The organism is Citrobacter sp. Ce119 (genome assembly GCF_030334525.1).
Classification (GTDB): Bacteria; Pseudomonadota; Gammaproteobacteria; order Enterobacterales; family Enterobacteriaceae; genus Citrobacter; species Citrobacter europaeus.
This window is the reverse complement of sequence record NZ_JAOWDR010000060.1, coordinates 209,270-227,882: the sequence shown is the minus strand read 5'-3', so window position 1 is coordinate 227,882 and position 18,613 is coordinate 209,270. Positions and strand designations below refer to the sequence as shown.

At 52.6% G+C, this 18,613-nt stretch carries 15 protein-coding genes; 8 read left to right on the top strand and 7 right to left on the bottom strand.

Annotated elements, in window-relative coordinates; translation table 11 throughout:
• Positions 1 to 221: 221 nt before the first annotated feature.
• Genes OGV80_RS21385 through OGV80_RS21375 form a run of 3 tightly spaced genes read left to right on the top strand, consistent with a single transcriptional unit; the run spans position 222 to position 3,547 of the window.
• Positions 222 to 1,919 carry a sensor histidine kinase gene (locus OGV80_RS21385; protein ID WP_087051437.1) on the top strand — a complete coding sequence of 566 codons (1,698 nt, stop codon included), beginning with the start codon at positions 222 to 224 and terminating at the stop codon, positions 1,917 to 1,919.
• Positions 1,920 to 1,933: 14 nt separating this feature from the next.
• Positions 1,934 to 2,668 carry a two-component system response regulator YpdB gene (gene ypdB, locus OGV80_RS21380; RefSeq protein ID WP_043017099.1) on the top strand — a complete coding sequence of 245 codons (735 nt, stop codon included), beginning with the start codon at positions 1,934 to 1,936 and terminating at the stop codon, positions 2,666 to 2,668.
• 15 nt (positions 2,669 to 2,683) lie between these two features.
• Positions 2,684 to 3,547, top strand: a complete 864-nt coding sequence (locus tag OGV80_RS21375) for an AraC family transcriptional regulator (RefSeq protein WP_286515729.1) — start codon at positions 2,684 to 2,686, stop codon at positions 3,545 to 3,547.
• 368 nt (positions 3,548 to 3,915) lie between these two features.
• On the opposite strand, the gene ptsP is transcribed toward OGV80_RS21375, so the two are convergent.
• From ptsP to glk, 6 genes are all read right to left on the bottom strand, one after another.
• A complete protein-coding gene (ptsP, locus tag OGV80_RS21370) occupies positions 3,916 to 6,411 on the bottom strand; it encodes a phosphoenolpyruvate--protein phosphotransferase (RefSeq protein WP_220771508.1) in 2,496 nt (831 codons plus the stop codon).
• 23 nt (positions 6,412 to 6,434) lie between these two features.
• Positions 6,435 to 7,475: an aminopeptidase gene (ypdE, locus tag OGV80_RS21365; protein WP_286515726.1), complete on the bottom strand. Its 1,041-nt coding sequence runs from the start codon at positions 7,473 to 7,475 to the stop codon at positions 6,435 to 6,437.
• A complete protein-coding gene (gene ypdF / locus OGV80_RS21360; RefSeq protein WP_286515723.1) occupies positions 7,475 to 8,560 on the bottom strand; it encodes an aminopeptidase in 1,086 nt (361 codons plus the stop codon). Before ypdF ends, ypdE begins: the two co-directional genes overlap by 1 nt.
• Positions 8,561 to 8,577: 17 nt before the next feature.
• Complete coding sequence (locus OGV80_RS21355) at positions 8,578 to 9,825, bottom strand: PTS fructose transporter subunit IIC (protein WP_047409694.1); 1,248 nt, start codon at positions 9,823 to 9,825, stop codon at positions 8,578 to 8,580.
• 20 nt (positions 9,826 to 9,845) lie between these two features.
• Positions 9,846 to 10,172, bottom strand: coding sequence for a PTS fructose transporter subunit IIB (locus OGV80_RS21350; RefSeq protein ID WP_003028254.1), 327 nt, complete (start codon positions 10,170 to 10,172; stop codon positions 9,846 to 9,848).
• A 218-nt stretch (positions 10,173 to 10,390) separates the two neighbouring features.
• Positions 10,391 to 11,356 (bottom strand): glucokinase, encoded by a 966-nt coding sequence (gene glk / locus OGV80_RS21345; RefSeq protein WP_043017106.1) that lies wholly within the window; start codon positions 11,354 to 11,356, stop codon positions 10,391 to 10,393.
• A 204-nt stretch (positions 11,357 to 11,560) separates the two neighbouring features.
• Here glk and OGV80_RS21340 point away from each other — a divergent pair, with 204 nt between their 5' ends.
• Complete coding sequence (locus OGV80_RS21340) at positions 11,561 to 12,796, top strand: ion channel protein (RefSeq protein ID WP_075145852.1); 1,236 nt, start codon at positions 11,561 to 11,563, stop codon at positions 12,794 to 12,796.
• On the opposite strand, the gene OGV80_RS21335 is transcribed toward OGV80_RS21340, so the two are convergent.
• Entirely contained in the window at positions 12,797 to 14,449 is a 1,653-nt protein-coding gene (locus OGV80_RS21335; RefSeq protein WP_286515722.1) for an alpha-keto acid decarboxylase family protein, read from the bottom strand.
• A 181-nt stretch (positions 14,450 to 14,630) separates the two neighbouring features.
• Between OGV80_RS21335 and mgrA the strand changes: the two genes are divergently transcribed.
• From mgrA to OGV80_RS21315, 4 genes are all read left to right on the top strand, one after another.
• The gene (gene mgrA, locus OGV80_RS21330) at positions 14,631 to 15,620 is read left to right on the top strand and encodes an L-glyceraldehyde 3-phosphate reductase (protein ID WP_286515720.1); all 990 of its coding nucleotides are present in this window, start codon (positions 14,631 to 14,633) and stop codon (positions 15,618 to 15,620) included.
• 137 nt (positions 15,621 to 15,757) lie between these two features.
• Positions 15,758 to 16,084 (top strand): DUF2502 domain-containing protein YpeC, encoded by a 327-nt coding sequence (gene ypeC / locus OGV80_RS21325; protein WP_003834889.1) that lies wholly within the window; start codon positions 15,758 to 15,760, stop codon positions 16,082 to 16,084.
• Positions 16,085 to 16,377: 293 nt separating this feature from the next.
• Positions 16,378 to 17,586 carry a PfkB family carbohydrate kinase gene (locus tag OGV80_RS21320; RefSeq protein ID WP_043017110.1) on the top strand — a complete coding sequence of 403 codons (1,209 nt, stop codon included), beginning with the start codon at positions 16,378 to 16,380 and terminating at the stop codon, positions 17,584 to 17,586.
• 43 nt (positions 17,587 to 17,629) lie between these two features.
• Complete coding sequence (locus OGV80_RS21315) at positions 17,630 to 18,592, top strand: sugar ABC transporter substrate-binding protein (RefSeq protein ID WP_043017111.1); 963 nt, start codon at positions 17,630 to 17,632, stop codon at positions 18,590 to 18,592.
• Positions 18,593 to 18,613: the final 21 nt, after the last annotated feature.

The window sequence follows — 18,613 nt, the reverse complement described above, 5'->3', positions numbered from 1 at the left end:
TTTCACAGCCCGCTTAAAATTACCATCATTTAACATTTTGTTGTTAACTACATTACTTTGAACGCGGCACTGACAGGACAGGTATTGTAAATACAACAATCATGCAACAATCCCCTTTTAATATTAAGGTTTTTCCTCATTAGACCCAGGCTGCGGGGGTGCTGGTCATCCAGCCTCAGGTTACCTATCATAGAGGTTTAACCCTTGCGCAAGAGTCACCCGTGCACGAAATATTCAATATGCTGCTGGCGGTATTTGACCGGGCAGCGCTGATGCTGTTCTGTCTATTTTTCCTGATTCGTATCCGCCTGTTTCGCGAACTGTTGCACAAGTCAGCCCACTCCCCAAAAGAGCTGCTCGCCGTTACCGCGATTTTCTCAATGTTTGCCCTGTTCAGTACCTGGTCCGGCGTACCGGTTGAAGGCTCACTGGTTAACGTACGTATTATTGCGGTCATGTCAGGAGGAATTCTGTTCGGTCCGTGGGTCGGCATCATTACGGGCCTCATCGCGGGCACCCATCGCTACCTGATCGACATCGGCGGCGTAACCGCTGTGCCCTGCTTTATCACCAGCATTCTGGCAGGCTGTATTGCCGGGTGGATCAACCGTAAGATCCCCAAAGCGCAGCACTGGCGCGCAGGTATTTTAGGCGGAATGCTGTGCGAATCCCTGACCATGATCCTCGTCGTCGCATGGGCGCCCACCACTGAGCTGGGGCTGGATATTGTCTCGAAAATCGGCATCCCTATGATCCTGGGCAGCGTCTGCATTGGCTTTATCGTCATGTTGGTTCAAAGCGTGGAGGGTGAGAAAGAGGCCAGCGCCGCGAAGCAGGCCAAGCTGGCGCTGGATATCGCCAACAAAACCCTGCCGCTTTTCCGTCAGGTTAACAGCGAGTCGCTCCGCCAGGTGTGCGAAATTATTCGCCATGACATACATGCAGACGCCGTCGCGATTACCAACACCCAGCACGTACTGGCGTACGTTGGCGTGGGTGAACTTAACTACCGCGATAACGATGACTTCGTCAGCCCGACCACCCAGCAGGCGATCAATTACGGAAAAATCATCATTAAAAACAATGATGAAGCGCACCGTACGCCCGAAATACACTCCATGTTGGTGATCCCGCTCTGGGAGAAAGGCGTTGTCACCGGTACGCTAAAAATCTACTACTGCCATGCCCACCAGATAACCTCCTCACTGCAGGAAATGGCGATTGGTCTGTCGCAAATTATCTCGACACAGCTTGAAGTTTCCAGGGCTGAGCAGCTTCGTGAAATGGCAAATAAGGCAGAACTGCGCGCACTGCAAAGTAAAATAAATCCCCATTTCCTGTTTAACGCCCTGAATGCGATTTCATCGTCGGTGCGGCTTAATCCGGACACCGCACGCCAGCTCATTTTTAATTTGTCGCGCTATCTTCGCTATAATATTGAATTAAAAGACGATGAGCAGATAGATATCAAAAAGGAGCTGTATCAAATTAAGGATTACATCGCCATCGAGCAGGCTCGTTTTGGCGACAAGCTGACGGTTATTTATGATATCGACGAAGAGGTAAGCTGTTATATCCCCAGCCTGCTGATTCAGCCGCTGGTAGAGAACGCGATTGTCCATGGGATTCAACCCTGCAAAGGAAAAGGCGTGGTCACTATCAGCGTGGCAGAATGCGGTAACCGGGTAAGGATTGCTGTGCGGGATACGGGCCACGGTATCGATCCAAAAGTCATTGAACGGGTCGAATCCAATGAAATGCCGGGTAACAAAATTGGCCTATTGAATGTGCATCATCGCGTTAAGCTGCTCTACGGCGAGGGCTTACATATCCGCCGTCTGGAGCCAGGCACTGAGATTGCCTTTTACGTGCCTAATCAGCACTCGCCCGCAGCCGCACCGGCCACATTGTTGCTTTAACCAGGAGCGAAGTCGTGAAAGTCATCATTGTTGAAGATGAATTCCTGGCCCAACAGGAACTTAGCTGGCTGATAAAAGAGCACAGCCAGATGGAAATTGTCGGCACATTCGACGACGGCCTGGACGTGCTGAAATATCTCCAGCACAACCGCGTTGACGCCATTTTTCTGGATATCAATATTCCCTCGCTGGATGGCGTGCTGTTGGCGCAAAACATCAGCCAGTTTGCGCACAAGCCTTTTATTGTCTTTATTACCGCGTGGAAAGAGCACGCCGTTGAAGCCTTTGAACTGGAGGCCTTCGACTACATCCTGAAGCCGTATCAGGAATCGCGGATCGTCGGCATGCTGCAAAAGCTGGAAGCAGCCTGGCAACAACAGCAAACGGGAACTTCGCCCATCAGTCCGGTAGCACGCGAAAACGACACGATCAATCTGATCAAAGATGAGCGAATCATCGTGACCCCGATCAACGACATCTACTACGCAGAAGCCCATGAAAAGATGACGTTTGTCTACACCCGACGCGAATCGTACGTGATGCCGATGAACATCACCGAATTTTGCAGCAAATTGCCGGCTTCGCATTTCTTCCGCTGCCACCGCTCGTTCTGCGTGAATCTGAATAAAATTCGCGAGATCGAACCCTGGTTTAACAACACCTACATTTTGCGCTTAAAAGATCTGGAATTTGAAATCCCGGTTAGTCGGAGTAAAGTGAAAGAGTTCAGACAGTTAATGCACTTATAGCGCAGAGAAAGAGCGATGAAAGAACCAGGCCTACCCGCAGACCAACAGTTTTTCGCCGATCTGTTCAGCGGCCTGGTATTAAACCCGCAGCATCTGGGGCGCGTGTGGTTCGCGACCCAACCCACCACATTACCAACCGGAAGTTTATGTATTGACCTTCCGCGCCTCGATATCGTGCTGCGTGGCGAATACAGCAACCTCCTGGAAAAACAGCAGCACAGCCTGCCAGAAGGCGACATGCTGTTTATCCCGACGAAAGCGGCAAATCTGCCCGGCAGCGACAGGCCCGTGATGCTGTTGAGCCTGGTGTTTTCTCCGGCCTGGCTGGGACTCTCTTTTTACGATAACCGAACCGCATCGCTGTTACGTCCGCTCCGCCGTATTGAGTTACCCCATCCGCAGCGCGGCGAAGGCGAGGCAATGCTGACCGCATTAACCCATTTAAGCCGCACTCCTCAGGCCCAGGATATCATTCAGCCGCTGGTGCTTAGCCTGCTGCATCTGTGTCGTAGCGTGGTGAATAGCCGCCCTGACACAGAGCGTCCTCGCGCTGAATTTCTCTATCACAGTATGTGTAATTGGGTACAAGATAACTATGCCCAACCGCTGACCCGGGAAAGCGTGGCGCAGTTTTTTAATATCACGCCCAATCACCTGTCAAAAGTGTTTGCCCAGCACGGTACCATGGGATTTGTCGAGTATCTGCGGTGGGTCAGAATGGTGAAGGCGCGCATCATCTTACAGAAATACCATCTGTCGATTAGCGAAGTCGCACAGCGGTGTGGATATCAGGACAGCGATTATTTCTGCCGCCTGTTCCGACGTCAGTTTGGCCTGACGCCGGGAGAGTACGGCGCGCGCTTTCAGTCAGCGCGTTAAGTGAGACAACACCAACGGTGTTAGTCATATCCGTTTGCCTCGTTGTAAAATAGCGGCCTTTAGCCCAATCCTACTGGCTTACTCAATAAAGTGAATATGCGATGAAAAACAGACGTGCACTCTCCCTGATGTGTTTTCAGATGCTGGAATCAGGTGCGGATCGTCAAACCGTGAAAAGAGCCCTTACCTCCCGCCGAGTTAAAGGTCGTCAAGCGGTGGTTCTGCTCTGCAAGCAAGAGATGAAACTATTAAGAGCCGGGAAACTACCGGGGCACAACGCGCCGCATTGATGATTTCGCTTTCCAGGAGCGTTTTATCCCGCCTGCAACCACAGCGCCACAGGCAGGATAGCGCTCTTTCAGTGAAGCTTAAAATGTCAGTTCCGCCTCCAGCAGCGCCAGAATGCTCTCGGCATTTTCAGCGGCGAACAACGACTGGCGGAACTGCTTGTTAACGAGCTTACGCGCCAGCTGCGAGAAGACCTTCACGTGGTTAATGCCTTCGTCGGCACCCAGCGTCAGCATGATCACCAGCTCTACCTCGCCCATCTCAGACTGCCAGTCAACGGGCTGTGCAAGCCGGGCAATGCTGATGCTGGAATGGCGGATCCACTGGGATTTCGTGTGTGGGATAGCTACCCCAAAACCAACGGCGGTAGTGACTATCTCTTCGCGCTGCCAGACATCCTCTTCCAGCTCAAACGGATGTTCAGTTCGCCCGTTAACGCCAAGGTTGCCGCACAGAAACTGAATCACCTGCTCTTTGTTGCTCAGAGATTCACCAACAAAGATATTCTCCAGCGCCAGCAGCGGACGTACATCTTTCTGCGGTGCAAACTGGTTGAGCAGATCTTCAATCTCCTGAGCGCTACGGCACTCGCAGGCCTGCAAAGCGAGTTCGCGGCATGCCTGACCGTCCAACTGACGGAGTTGGCTTTTTACCGCCGGAATACGAGGACTGCTCATACTCAGTTCATCGAGCCCTAAACCCAACAGCAACGGTAAATAACGCCCTTCGCCACCCAGTTCGCCGCAAATGCCGACCCATTTTCCGCGCTCGTGCGCCACGCGAACAATTTGCTGCAGCATACGCAGGAACGACGGCGTAATCGGGTTGTACAGCGGCGAAACGCGCGGATTATTACGATCGACGGCATACAGGTACTGGGTCATGTCGTTTGAACCAATACTGAAGAAATCCACCTCATCGCAGAAATGGTCGATGATGTAACACACCGACGGCACTTCAACCATAATCCCCAATGAAATCGTCGGGGCATGGCGTAAACCGTCCGCTTTCAGCGCCGCCAGCGCTTTTTGCAGTTCACTTTTTACCCATAAAATCTGGTCGAGGCTGTGCACCATCGGGATCATCAGCTGTGCGTTACCGAAGGTCGCCGCCCGTAAAATAGCGCGCAGTTGGGTGCGAAACAGTCCGGCAAACTCTGGATAAATCCGCACCGCGCGGTAGCCCAGGAACGGATTCTCTTCCTGCGGAATATTGAGATAGCGGATATTCTTATCACCACCAATATCCATGGTACGAAAGATAACCGGCTTATCACCCGCAGCCAATAAGACCTGCTGGTAGGCTTCAAACTGTTCCTGCTCGTCGGGGGCGCTGTCGCGGTCCATAAACAGCATTTCAGTACGAAACAGCCCAATTCCTTCCGCGCCGTTGGCAAACGCTCCCGGCGCTTCCAGCGCGGTACCGATATTCGCCGCAACGTCAATACGCTGATTATCTTTGGTCAGCGCGGGCTGGGCGGCATCAAGCGCCTGTCGACGCTGGCATTCATCGGCCAGCTTCTGCGCAATCGCGTAATAACCGCGAACCGCTTCGTCTGGGTTGATGGCCAGCACCCCACAGCGGGCATCCAGTACCGCATATTGCCCGGTATAGCGGCTAATGGCCTCCAGCGGCAAGCCACTAAGCACCGGAATCGCGGACGCGCGAGCGAGGATCAGGGTATGCGAGGTGCGCCCCGTTTTTTCCAGGATCATGCCAGACAGATGCTGCAAATCGAGGCTTAAAAACTGGCTGGGCGTCAGATCTTCAGCGACCAGAATCGTCGGTTTTTCCAGTACCAGCGCATTGCGCGGGCGTCTTTCAGGCCAGGTGATGTGCAACAACTGTTCGCTGATATCACGGATGTCGCTGACGCGTTCGCGCAGATAATCACTACCGGAGGCCGATAGCCTGGCGCATACCTGTTCCATATTGACGATAATCGCCGCCCCCAGCCCCAGATGCTGACCCTGCATTAAACGGCGAATATTCCCGGCAAACTCATCATCCTGAATCAGAGACAGATGCGCGCTGAGAATGGTTTTACTCTCGCCGTCGCGCTCGCGCAGCTGTTGATTGAGCTGCTCGGCAAGCGTCGCCAGGCTGTGCTCCAGCCGGGCGTTATCTTCCGCACTCGCCGCTATCGCGCGATAATTTTCCAGATTATCGCTTTGCCAAAGCGTGAGCAAACCGGTCCCCACGCCTCCTGCCAGCACGGTACCGTACAGCAGGTCCGGGTTGAGGCGAATCAGCGAACGCGGCAATGGATGTGCCGCCAGTTCCGCCGGCGTCGGCTGAACGCTGTCGCTGTCAATAAACCGGTGCTGGAGATACTCCTCCAGTGTTCGCCGGGCTTGTTCTTCATCGCGACCGGTAATGGTCAGGCTACAACTGTCGTTAAACAGCGTCCCGGTGCCAATCAGCGCCAGCGAGCTTTTCGCATCCGCCCTCGCGTTCTGGCGATGATTAATAAATATCACCTCACTTTGCCACTGGCTGCACTGCTCTTTCAGCTCCCACGCCGGACGCGCATGCAGGCCATTGGGTAACGGGCAAAGAAATTGAATCGTTAACATAACAACTCCTGATTAGCGCGAAATCAGCACCTGAAATCCGTCAGATGAGCCACGGTTTCGCACGTTAGATGTGAAATAAGAGCTGACAACAACTGCTGTGTCTGGATGATGTCACGACAGTCGGCAATCGATGCCGCGCAGTGTCCATGCCGTGTGGCAGGCCCTATGACAACCGTTGGGACCCCCGTGCCGCTGACGTGCACCGCACCGCCGTCGGTGCCGCCGTTACTGAACATGTCGAGCTGCAGGGTAATACCCGCATCAGCGGCCACGTTTTCAACCCACGTCGTCAGCTTCGGCGGGGCAATCAGTGATTTATCGCTCAACACCAGCATCGGGCCTTTACCGAGCTGTCGGTGGTTGGCCGCACTGCAATCAAAGTTTTTGGCCCAGCAGGCCGTATCCAGCACAAACGCCACATCCGGTGCGACCGCGCGTGCTGCGGTTTGTCCTCCGCGCAATCCCACTTCTTCACTGGAACTGGCCGCCAGCCACACCTCGCAAGGGAGAATGGCGTCATGCCATTCACGCAGCAGCGCCACCAGCAAATAACATCCAAGTCGGTCATCAAAGGCTTTTCCCATGACTCGCTGGTGCGGCAAAACCTGAAAGGTTGTGTCAAAGGTGACGCGATCGCCCGGGCGCACACCTGCCTGCAGTACCTCTTCATAGGACCGCGCGCCAATGTCCACCCGCAGCGCACTGACTTCATTACCGCTGCGCTCTCCGTCAAGCAGACCAGGGATCTTGCTCTCTTCACGGGTGGTGATCCGCACCGGCTGCAATTGCCTGGCCGCCATACGCACATTTCCCACCGGCAATACATCGATCGCCCCTTCGCTGGAAATACTGCGCACAATAAATCCTACTTCATCCATATGCGCGCAGATCATCACCTTCGGACCGGTTGATTCATTGAGCCGGATCAGCACCGATCCCAGTCCATCGAAGCGCACCTCTTTATTGAGACGATCCGCCTCTTCAAGCAGGATCTGACGCACTTCCTGTTCAGAAGAGGCGATCGCGTCCGCCTCGCTCAGCGCCTTCAGTAGCGACAAATCCATTACGCCTCTCCCGTGTGTAACAATGTTTTCGCCATGGTATAGAGCACCTCGCCGCCGTCTGGCGTAACCAGCACCACATCCTCAATACGCACTCCGCCCTGCCCCGGCAGATAAATACCCGGTTCAACGGTGAGCAACATGCCAGCCGCCAGAGGTGTTGTATCTGTGGGGGAAAAACGTGGGTCTTCATGCACCTCAATACCGATAGCGTGTCCGGTATTGTGACCAAACGCATCGCCATAGCCCGCCTGCATAATGACCCGCCTGGCTGCGGCGTCTACCTCATTGCAACGCGCGCCTGGTCGAATTGCCGCCACCGCGGCACGTTGCGCAGCCAGGACAATCTGATACACGGCAAACAGCGCGCTTTCTTCCGCTGGCTGGTTGGCGTCGGGGATGCGAAAGGTTCGCGTCATATCAGAACAATAGCCCTGATACTGTGCGCCAAAATCCAGCGTAATGAACTCACCTGCCTCGACACGCTTGTCGCTGGCTTTACCGTGCGGCAGAGCGCCGCGCCAGCCGCTGGCGACAATGGTGTCAAAAGAGGCTTTATCTGCGCCGAGCGTACGCATATACCACTCCAGTTCGGCGGCAATTTCGCGCTCACTAAGACCGGGTTGAATAAAGCGGCGTATATGTTCCGCGCTCAGGTCAGCTATCCGGCAGGCTTCGCGGATGCAGGCTATCTCCTGCGCGGTTTTCACCTGTCGAAGCACGTCCGGCACAGCGCTCACCAGTCGGGCATGCAGTTTGCCCGACCAGACCTGCGCGGTATCCCAGCTTACCTGCTCACCTTCGAATCCCACCGTCTGCAGCTTTTCGAGCGCAATAATGTGATTCACCTGCGAATACAGCGTCTGCGTTCCATCGAGTCGATGGATTTGGTAGCCCTGAGTGCGCGTGGCGACATCGGTGTAGTAACGGCCGTCGACCAGGATATGCGCGCTTTCATGGCTGATAAACACAAACCCTGAACTGCTGGAGATCCCCATATGCGGCTGTTTATTCTGCCGCGATGACAGCAGCATCGCGTCGAGATGTTGCTCCGTCAGCCAGTCGCGCAGCGAGACAAGTAAGCTCATGGTTACAATCCTTTTAATCAGAGGCTTTCAATCAGCAACTTGCCTTTGCGGTACATAAGATGGCGCAGGAACACCACCATCAGCGCCGTAATCACCGCGCCTAACAGGATCCCCGCCATATAGACGCCGAGATTAGTGACCAACGGCCATGCCCAGATAGCCGATTCCGGGAACCACTGCACCGCCCCCAGCCAGACGGCAGCCGTCGACCCGACAATGGCGCCAACCATATAGGAAGGAATTGCCGTGATGGGGCTTTCCAGCGCAAACGGGATCGCTCCTTCGCTGATACCCATAAACGCGAGGAACATTGCCGTTTTCCCCTGCGGGTAGAGCTGTGCGCTGAACAAGCGTTTGCCGGTTAAGCGACGGTCAATAAGTGTGGCCAGCCCAAGGCCAATCGGGGGAATGACAATAGCAATAGAGCGCGCGGTTACCGGCAAAACGTGATCGGTGGTAAAGCTGAAGGCGACAAATCCTGCGGCTTTATTAATCGGACCGCCGAGGTCAATCGCCGTTGCCGCGGAAATCCCCATCGCGTACATCAGCGTGCCTTTCTCTCCGGCTGCCGTCAGCAGTGTACGAATTCCGCCGTTAATCCAACCGCCAAACGGCGTAATCACGTAATACATCGCCAACATGACGAATATCGCGGAAAGAATGGGCAGTAAAAAAGTGGTTTTGAACGCCAGCAGGAAATCCGGCAACTGGATTTTTTGATTCATCCACTTCACCAGATACCCGGCGACAATCGAGATAATCAGCGCGCCAATAAAGGTTGACGGAACGGGAGCACTGGTAGCCCATTGCAGCGTTGCGGGGTCAAAATTCAGTATCTGCGTGGGCTGAGTGGACATCAACCCACCGATAAACCCCGCCGGAAACGCCAGCTTGCCGCCGATAGAGTTGGCGACAAATGCGGCAAACATCGGGATAGCAAACCCAAACAGCACGCCGCCAAAAGATTGCGACAGCCAGGCAAACTTCAGTAATGAGAGATTAAAACCGGTGAATTTTCCGCTGTTCAGCGCATCCATGATGCCGGTGTCAGCAGGAATATCGAGCCAGCTATAGGCGATCAGTTGCGAAAAGGCGAGAATGACCCCGCCCATAATTAACGTCGGCACCATGCGCGAAATACCCGACATCACATGTTGCGGAAGTTCGCCCCAGAAGCTATTGCGGGAGGCCGGTGGATTTTTTATTGCCGCTGCCGCACCAGATGCGCCTGGCACAACGGTTGCACTGCGTTTTTTAATGGCCATAAGTAATTCCCTGTCGATGATTATTGTTGTTCAGCGGCAACCATCTCTTCGATCTCTTTAATGATGCCGGCCGCATTTTTTATCGCGTCCTGTAACGTAATTTCGTAGACGTCACGCGACTCAAAACGCTCGTTATCCTCCGGGGTAACGGCAACAGAGTGGATGATTAACGTTGCCTCTGCGATATCCTGCGCCGTCAGTCGATTTTGAATTCCGTCCGCGCCCTGGGTTTCAATTTTTACTTCATAACCCGCTTCAACTGCGGCTTCTTCCAGCGCCTGAGCCGCCATGAAGGTGTGGGCCAGACCCATTGGGCACGCGCAAACGGCAATCAGTTTTTTGCTCATAATCATTTCCTCTTAATCGTTGACGAGTGAAATTATGGTCCGGGGAAAGTAACGACCGTTATCAGACAAATAATGCTTTTACTGGACAAATGATTCCGTCACTCGGAAATGTGACGAAGGTCGGAAAGGCGGTTAGCAGGCATAAAAAAACCGCGTCAGGAGCGCGGTTTTGTGGGAATGCAGGCCGGATGACCGCTAAATGCCATCCGGCATTGGTCTTACAAAATATGGCCCAGCGTCTGGCGCAGATGGGCACCAGAACCAAGCAGGCCCGGGTTATCATGCACGATCAGATACACAGGAATATCCTGTACATAGGCTTTAAAACGCCCTTTATCTTCAAAACCACCGCGGAAGCCGGAAGCTTTAAAGAATTCGAGGAAGCGCGGTACGATGCCGCCTGCGATGTACACACCGCCAAACGTGCCCAGCGTCAACGCCAGATCGCCGCCAAAACGCCCCATGATGACGCAAAACAGCGACAGCGCCCGACGACAGTCGATACAGGAATCAGCCAGCGCACGGGCGGTGATATCCTTTGGCTGCAGATTTTCCGGCAGGCGCCCGTCTGACTTGACGATGGCGCGATACAGGTTCACCAGCCCCGGGCCGGACAGCACGCGCTCTGCAGAAACGTGACCAATTTCCGCGCGCAGAACCTCAAGGATAATCCCCTCTTCTTCGCTGTTAGGCGCAAAATCCACGTGGCCGCCTTCACCTGGGAGGCTTACCCAGCGTTTATCCACGTGCACCAGATGCGCCACACCGAGCCCGGTTCCTGCGCCATACACAGCAATAGGTTTGCCTTCCACAGGTTCCGCGCCGCCAAACTGGATCAAATGCTCTTTTTTCAGCATCGGGATCGCCATCGACACAGCGGTGAAATCATTAATGATTTCCAGATGGCTGAAGCCCAGATTTTTTTTCATCTCAGCAATAGAGAATGCCCAGGTATGGTTAGTCATTGCCACCCAGTCGCCGGTGATCGGGCAGGCAATGGCAATGCAGCCATCTTCAACGCTGACGCTATGCTCATCCAGGTACACGCGCACCACTGCCTCGAGGCTTGGGTAATCCAGCCCGGAATAGGTTTTTGCCTGCGAAATCTCGCCGCTGGCAATGTCGCACAGAGCAAGACGCGCGTTGGTGCCGCCAACATCACCTACTAAAGCATATTTTGTCATTCTTCCACTGCTCCGCTAAAGTCAGAATAAATCTTTGCCACACTGTAAATTCATGGGGGCATAACAACAACGGCCTGAAGGCTGATGCCCGTGGAAAATCGATCCAGATCACATAATTACTTTATCGTTTCAGCACCATTTGCAGCGATGCGGTTACGCAGGCTGTGCAAACTATGTCTATGACTCTGTTTTAAGGAATAGAAAATGCTCCATCCGCGCGCCAGAACGATGCTCTTGCTATCAACTCCAGCGCTAATCATTGGCATAGCGTCCAGCCTGGTGTTGATCGTTGTGATGAAAGTGGCTTCCGTTTTACAGCAATTTTTGTGGGAGCGCCTACCCGTTAGCATTGGTATTGCCCAGGACTCTGCGCTGTGGATTATCGGTATGCTGACGCTCACGGGGATCATGGTCGGGTTAGTTATTCGCTACAGCCAGGGCCACGCGGGACCGGATCCTGCCTGTGAACCGTTAATTGGTATGCCGGTGCCAACATCAGCAATACCGGGCCTGCTGGCCGCGCTCATCCTTGGCCTCGCGGGAGGCGTCAGTCTGGGTCCGGAACACCCGATTATGACCGTGAACATCGCACTGGCTGTGGCACTCGGCAGCCGCATGTTTCCGCGCATTGCGAAGCTGGACTGGACTATCCTTGCCTCTGCCGGCACCATCGGCGCGCTATTTGGCACCCCCGTTGCCGCCGCACTGGTATTTTCGCAAACGCTGAATAGCTCGAACGAAGTGCCCTTGTGGGATCGCCTGTTTGCACCGTTAATGGCCGCCGCCGCGGGTTCACTGACCACCAGCCTGTTTTTTCACCCCCATTTTTCATTACCCATTGCACACTACACGCAGATGCACTTGATCGATATCCTCAGCGGTGCGGTCGTTGCCGCCATCGCCATTGCCGCCGGGATGGTGGCCGTCTGGTGTCTGCCGCGTTTACACCGTTTAATGCATCGATTAAAACACCCGGTTCTGATCCTTGGCGTTGGCGGCTTTATCCTCGGTATTCTGGGCGTTATTGGTGGACCGCTCACCTTGTTTAAAGGGCTGGACGAAATGCAGCAAATGGCGTTCAGCCAGACGCTGGGGACATCGGATTATTTCATGCTCGCCGTGATCAAACTGGCGGCATTGGTGGTTGCAGCTGCGAGCGGTTTTCGCGGCGGGCGAATTTTCCCGGCAGTGTTCGTTGGCGTCGCGCTTGGCCTGATGCTGCACGCCCACGTTGAAGCGGTGCCAGCGGCCATCACGGTCTCCTGCGCGATCCTTGGACTGGTGCTGGTCGTTACCCGTGACGCCTGGCTGAGCCTGTTTATGGCAGCAGTGGTGGTGCCAGACTCCACCCTGCTGCCGCTACTGTGCATCGTCATGCTACCCGCCTGGCTACTGCTGGCGGGCAAACCGATGATGGTCGCCGAGCGCCCGGATAAATAACTATCCTCCGTTACGCGTTTCCAGCGCACGGGTTACCGTGCGCAATAACTCAGGAAGATCGGCTTTCGGTAGCACTACCTCAATTAACGACAATCGTTGCGGACGGGCCAACCGTGCCAGCACTTCTTCCAGCTGTACCGCCTGCTTTACCCGCCAGCATTCGGCCTGACATTCACGACTAAACGCCTGCGGCACCTGCGTCCAGCTCCAGGCGGCGATATCGTTATAACGCTGATTTTCCCCATGTATGGCCCGCTCCACGGTATAGCCATCATTATTGAGCAGCAGAATAACGGGAGACTGGCCGTCCCTGAGCATAGAGCCCAGCTCCTGAATGGTGAGCTGCGCCGCGCCATCACCAATAATCAGGATCACCCGGCGTTCGGGGCAGGCAGTTTGCGCACCGAATGCAGCCGGGAGCGCGTAGCCGATAGACCCCCACAGCGGCTGAACCAGCACTTCCGCTCCGCCGGGTAGCGTGAGCGCTGCCGCGCCAAAGGCAGCGGTTCCCTGGTCGACGAGGATAATGTCATTGGGCGCGAGAAACTGCTGCACCGTATGCCAGAAATTTTCCTGCGTCAGAGGCCCCTTCTCAATCTGAATACGTCCTGTGGGCGGGCGTTCTGGCGGTAGTGAAAAGGACATTTCCAGACACAGTTCCCGCAAGGTGGTGACTGCCTGCTCCATTGGGATGTTAAACCATCTGGTTGCAATCCGTGAGGCATGTGGCTGCACCTCAATCGTGCGTTCCTGCGGTAGTTGTTGCGTAAAGCCGGCGGTCAGGGTGTCGACAAATTGTGTGCCGACACACATTATCGTGTCGGCATCTTCTATCGCCTGACGCACATAGTCGCTGCTGGCTCCAGCGCTGTATGTGCCAACAAACGCCGGATGACGCTCATCGAACAGCCCTTTGCCCATCAACAGCGTGGCGTGAGCCATCGGCGTTTCCGCCATCCAGCGTTGCAAAACTGGCTGCAGGCCAAAGCGCAACGCAAGAAAGTCTGCCAGGAGCGCTACGCGCGGGCTATCCAGCAATCGCTCGCGGGCATGATAGCGAAACGCTTCTGCCACACTGCTTTCCGGCTCGCTCAGAGGAACAATCAGAATGTCATCCGGCGGCGTAGCGGGCTGTTTTGCCACATCCGCAGGTAACATCAGATAGCCCGGCCTGCGTTCGATAAGCATTGTTCGCAGCACACGGTCAATCTCATAACAGGCGTTTTGTTCATCCAGCACCGCGCTGGCCGTCGTCACCGCCTGCTGCATACGATAAAAATGCAGAAAATCACCGTCACCCAGAGTGTGATGCATTAACTCCCCACGACGTTGCGCTCCGCGACAGGGCGCACCAACAATATGCAAAACTGGAACATATTCCGCATAGCTTCCAGCGATACCGTTAATTGCGCTTAACTCCCCAACGCCAAACGTAGTGAGCAGCGCCCCCACCCCGGATACCCGGGCATAGCCATCCGCAGCATAAGCCGCATTCAACTCGTTCGCACACCCGACCCAACGTACGCTGGGATGTTCAATCACATGGTCAAGAAACTGCAAATTATAATCGCCAGGCACACCAAAGAGATGGCCGACGCCACAGCCTGCCAGCCTGTCCAGCAGATAATCAGCAACGGAATACGGGGTTTGCATGACAGCTATCCTTCTGACGGTAACCTCATGTTGAGTATCGAAGAACTGTGATGACTGTCCAGGAAAGTCGCAGTGAAGGGGTGGAAAGCAAGATGTACAGTTTTCACCCGAAAATTTCATTGTTACCCATTTTGTGTAAACGTATACACTCAGAGATACACGTTATCCGACAGGAGGCTACATGGCTTATCAGGCTGATGAAAATCGTTATCAAACAATGGAGTATCGCCGTTGCGGTCAGAGCGGTCTTAAACTGCCGATTGTCTCTCTGGGCTTGTGGCACAATTTTGGTGATACCACGCAGGTCGAGAACAGTCGGGCGTTGTTACAGCGCGCGTTCGATTTGGGGATCAGCCATTTTGATCTGGCGAATAACTATGGTCCGCCGCCAGGTTCAGCGGAACGGAATTTTGGTCGCATCCTGCAGGAAGATTTTTTACCGTGGCGGGATGAGCTTATTATCTCCACCAAAGCGGGTTACACCATGTGGGAAGGCCCTTACGGGGACTGGGGCTCACGCAAATACCTGATTGCCAGCCTCGACCAAAGCCTGAAGCGTCTGGGGCTGGAGTATGTCGATATCTTCTACCACCATCGCCCCGCCCCTGAAACACCGCTCAGAGAAACCATGCGCGCGTTGGATCATATCGTCCGTCAGGGCAAAGCGCTGTACGTCGGGCTGTCTAACTATCCGGCCGATCTTGCAAAGCAAGCGATTGAAATACTTGACGATTTAGGTACGCCCTGCCTCATCCACCAGCCCAAATATTCTATGTTTGAACGTTGGGTCGAAGAGGGATTGCTGTCGCTATTAAAAGAAAAAGGCGTCGGCAGTATCGCCTTTTCACCACTGGCTGGCGGGCAGTTAACCGACCGCTATCTGAACGGTATTCCTGCGGATTCTCGCGCGGCAAGCACCAGCCGTTTTCTGAACCCAGACCAGTTAACCCCACAAAAACTGGAAAAGGTGCGGGCGCTGAACGCGCTGGCAGAGCGACGCGGACAAAAGCTTTCTCAAATGGCGCTCGCGTGGGTGCTCCGGGATGACAACGTCACGTCGGTGCTGATTGGCGCCAGTAAACCGGCGCAAATTGAAGATGCCGTTGGGATGCTGGCAAACCGTCACTTTACGCCTGCAGAGTGCGCGGAGATTGATGCCATCCTGAGTTGATTGAAATAAAGACACATTTATTAACAAAAAGTGCTCTCACTTGCGATTTAAGAGTTGTGGCGATGAAACGGGGCTTTACTGCCCCGTAATATTACCTTAACAGGCCGGCTACGGCTCGATCGTGAAGGAGAGAAAACATGTTCAGGTCACTGATTCTGGCGGCAGTCTTATTGGCGTTTACACCGCTGGCCGCGAACGCCGGCGAAATCACCCTGCTGCCATCCATAAAATTACAAATTGGCGATCGCGATAATTACGGTAACTACTGGGATGGCGGCCGCTGGCGCGACCGGGATTACTGGCACCATAACTATGAGTGGCGCAAAAATCGCTGGTGGCGTCATGACAACGGCTACCATCGTGGCTGGGACAAACGCAAAGCTTATGAGCGCGGTTATCGTGAAGGCTGGAACGATCGCGATGACCACCGCGGTCGTGGGCGCGGCCACAAGCATCATCATTAATGTAACAAAAAGCCAGTATGTAATCCCCTTCCTACAAGGGAGCAATCCCAGACTTTGTTGGCAGGTTTAAAAAAGGGTCCATGTCTTTACAGGGACCCTTTTGCGTCATTCTTACCCAAAAGCCAGTTTTCGCTCACTCGCAGCAAAGCCGCCCAGATTTTCTCAACTTTCCTCATCATTTCACTAATTCGCAAAATCGGAAAAAAAAATTCCGATTTATGGTGCTTTTTTTGAGCTTTACGCCATAAATATTAACATAAATTTAATACTATAAAAGTTGGGGGGGGGCGCTAATGAAAAAACAAGAACGACATAAAGCCATTCGCGTTAAGCTGGTAACGGATAAAAAAGTTTATGTTAGCGAATTAGCAAAGGAATTATCGGTAACAACTCGAACTATTCGTAATGATCTAAACGAGTTATGCCAAAATACTCTATTCTCATTATTTCATGGTGGCGCACAATTAAAAAACACACCTGATGATGAATCCTTATTTGAACAATCGTTTACAAAAACGATATTGAATGGATTTAAAAGCGACAAAGATATTGCGCCTGCGGCAACCCGTTCTACACAAAACAACTATATTGATGAAAGCATTTACATCCTCGGTTCGTTTAACGTTGATATTGTCTCTGAAACAACAACACTACCCCAGGTAGGGCAAACAATACGCGCATCGGCAACCCATTTTTATGCCGGGGGAAAAGGTACAAATCAGGCCGTCGCTGCGGCAAAAATCAATAACAATGTTCACTTAACGGTAAAGTTAGGTGCCGATGAGTTTTCCAAAAAAGCTAAGCGATATTTAACAAACACTGAAATCTCATCATTTTCTTTTTTTGAAAATGAAATGTCATCAACTGGGATTGCTATCGTATGGGTTTCTGGTGCCACCGGAGACAACATGATCAGCATCGATCTTGGGGCCAATGAAACATTTACCCAAGAGGATATTTTGTTGGATATTGATACCATTCGCAATTGCAAGGTATTTTTAACTCAATTAGAAAACAATTTCCCTATAACCCGTTATGCTGTAATGCAGGCAAAAATTGGAAAATCTCTCGTTGTGTTAAACCCAGCGCCGTATGTTTCAGAAATAAAAGAAATATTACATCTAATAGATATTATTACCCCAAATAAAATTGAAGCTGAAGCACTGTCTGGCATCACCATTGTCGATATTTATTCGGCAAAAAATGCTGCCAAAAACATTCATGTTCAAGGCGCAAAATGCGTCATTATCACGTTAGGTAGCGAAGGTTGTCTGATCTTTGATGGCAAAGTTTTTACCCATATACCTGCCTATAAATCAGCTGTCGTCGATACCAGTGGAGCAGGTGATGCCTTTACCGGAGCACTGGCTGCATGTATTGCAAATGGCAAAGGACTCATCCATGCAGCGCAGTATGCTTCTGCGTTTGCCTCGTTGAAAGTTGAACGTAAAGGTGCATCAAACATGCCCAGTAACTCGCTCGTTTATCACCGAATGCAGTAACTATTTAGAGCATCATCCCCCCCTACACCTATAGGATAATTAGATGAAAAATAAATTGTTTTATCATGTTATCGGTGCAACTGTCGGATTAACGCTTTCCGCCGCCTTCGCCGCGCCTGCTTTTGCCGCTGATACCCAGACGCATAAACCTAAAGTCGCGCTGGTCATGAAATCGCTAGCAAACGAGTTTTTCCTGACAATGGAGACAGGAGCAAAGGATTATCAGAAAAAAAATGCAGACAAATTTGACTTGATTTCTAACGGAATCAAGAACGAAACGGATACGGCAAATCAAATCCAGATTGTAGAGCAAATGATCGTCTCTAAAGCCGATGCTATCATTATTGCACCATCAGATTCAAAAGCACTCCTGCCGGTAATTAAGAAAGCGATTGATGCAGGAATAATTGTTATTAACATTGATAATAAATTTGATGATGGCGTACTCAAAGATAAAAAATTAAACATTCCTTTTGTTGGTCCAGATAACCAAAAAGGTGCTAAAGATATTGGTGATTATTTAGCGAAACACCTCAAACCGGGCGACCAGGTTGGTATTATCGAAGGTATTCCAACCTCCAGCAATTCTCAGCAACGAACTCTGGGTTTCCAGAATGCAATGGCGCAGGGTGGAATGAAGGTGGTCTCCGTTCAATCCGGTCAATGGGAAATTAACAACGCTAATGCGGTAGCCGCTGCAATGTTAAGCGAATATCCCGATATCAAAGCGTTGCTAGCAGATAACGATAATATGGCATTAGGCGCCGTTTCTGCGATTCGTTCAGCCGGAAAAAAAGGACAGGTTATGGTGGTTGGCTATGACAATATCGAAGCGATTAAACCTATGCTGAATGATGGCCGCGTCTTAGCAACAGCCGATCAATTTGCGTCCCAGCAGGCGGTATTCGGCATTGATGCCGCACTCGACGCGCTAAAAAATGGCAAAAAGCAGAGTGAGTTGTCCAGCAACGTTGAAACGCCAATAAAACTTATTGTTAAACAATAAGCTAATAACAGTACGCCGCTG

What these genes read in the sequence shown, in the direction of transcription:
- OGV80_RS21375 (WP_286515729.1), top strand. Translation starts at nt 2,684, where the DNA reads ATGAAAGAACCAGGCCTACCCGCAGACCAACAGTTTTTCGCCGATCTG.
- ptsP (WP_220771508.1), bottom strand. Translation starts at nt 6,411, where the DNA reads ATGTTAACGATTCAATTTCTTTGCCCGTTACCCAATGGCCTGCATGCG.
- ypdE (WP_286515726.1), bottom strand. Translation starts at nt 7,475, where the DNA reads ATGGATTTGTCGCTACTGAAGGCGCTGAGCGAGGCGGACGCGATCGCC.
- ypdF (WP_286515723.1), bottom strand. Translation starts at nt 8,560, where the DNA reads ATGAGCTTACTTGTCTCGCTGCGCGACTGGCTGACGGAGCAACATCTC.
- OGV80_RS21355 (WP_047409694.1), bottom strand. Translation starts at nt 9,825, where the DNA reads ATGGCCATTAAAAAACGCAGTGCAACCGTTGTGCCAGGCGCATCTGGT.
- OGV80_RS21350 (WP_003028254.1), bottom strand. Translation starts at nt 10,172, where the DNA reads ATGAGCAAAAAACTGATTGCCGTTTGCGCGTGCCCAATGGGTCTGGCC.
- glk (WP_043017106.1), bottom strand. Translation starts at nt 11,356, where the DNA reads ATGACAAAATATGCTTTAGTAGGTGATGTTGGCGGCACCAACGCGCGT.
- OGV80_RS21340 (WP_075145852.1), top strand. Translation starts at nt 11,561, where the DNA reads ATGCTCCATCCGCGCGCCAGAACGATGCTCTTGCTATCAACTCCAGCG.
- OGV80_RS21335 (WP_286515722.1), bottom strand. Translation starts at nt 14,449, where the DNA reads ATGCAAACCCCGTATTCCGTTGCTGATTATCTGCTGGACAGGCTGGCA.
- mgrA (WP_286515720.1), top strand. Translation starts at nt 14,631, where the DNA reads ATGGCTTATCAGGCTGATGAAAATCGTTATCAAACAATGGAGTATCGC.
- ypeC (WP_003834889.1), top strand. Translation starts at nt 15,758, where the DNA reads ATGTTCAGGTCACTGATTCTGGCGGCAGTCTTATTGGCGTTTACACCG.
- OGV80_RS21320 (WP_043017110.1), top strand. Translation starts at nt 16,378, where the DNA reads ATGAAAAAACAAGAACGACATAAAGCCATTCGCGTTAAGCTGGTAACG.
- OGV80_RS21315 (WP_043017111.1), top strand. Translation starts at nt 17,630, where the DNA reads ATGAAAAATAAATTGTTTTATCATGTTATCGGTGCAACTGTCGGATTA.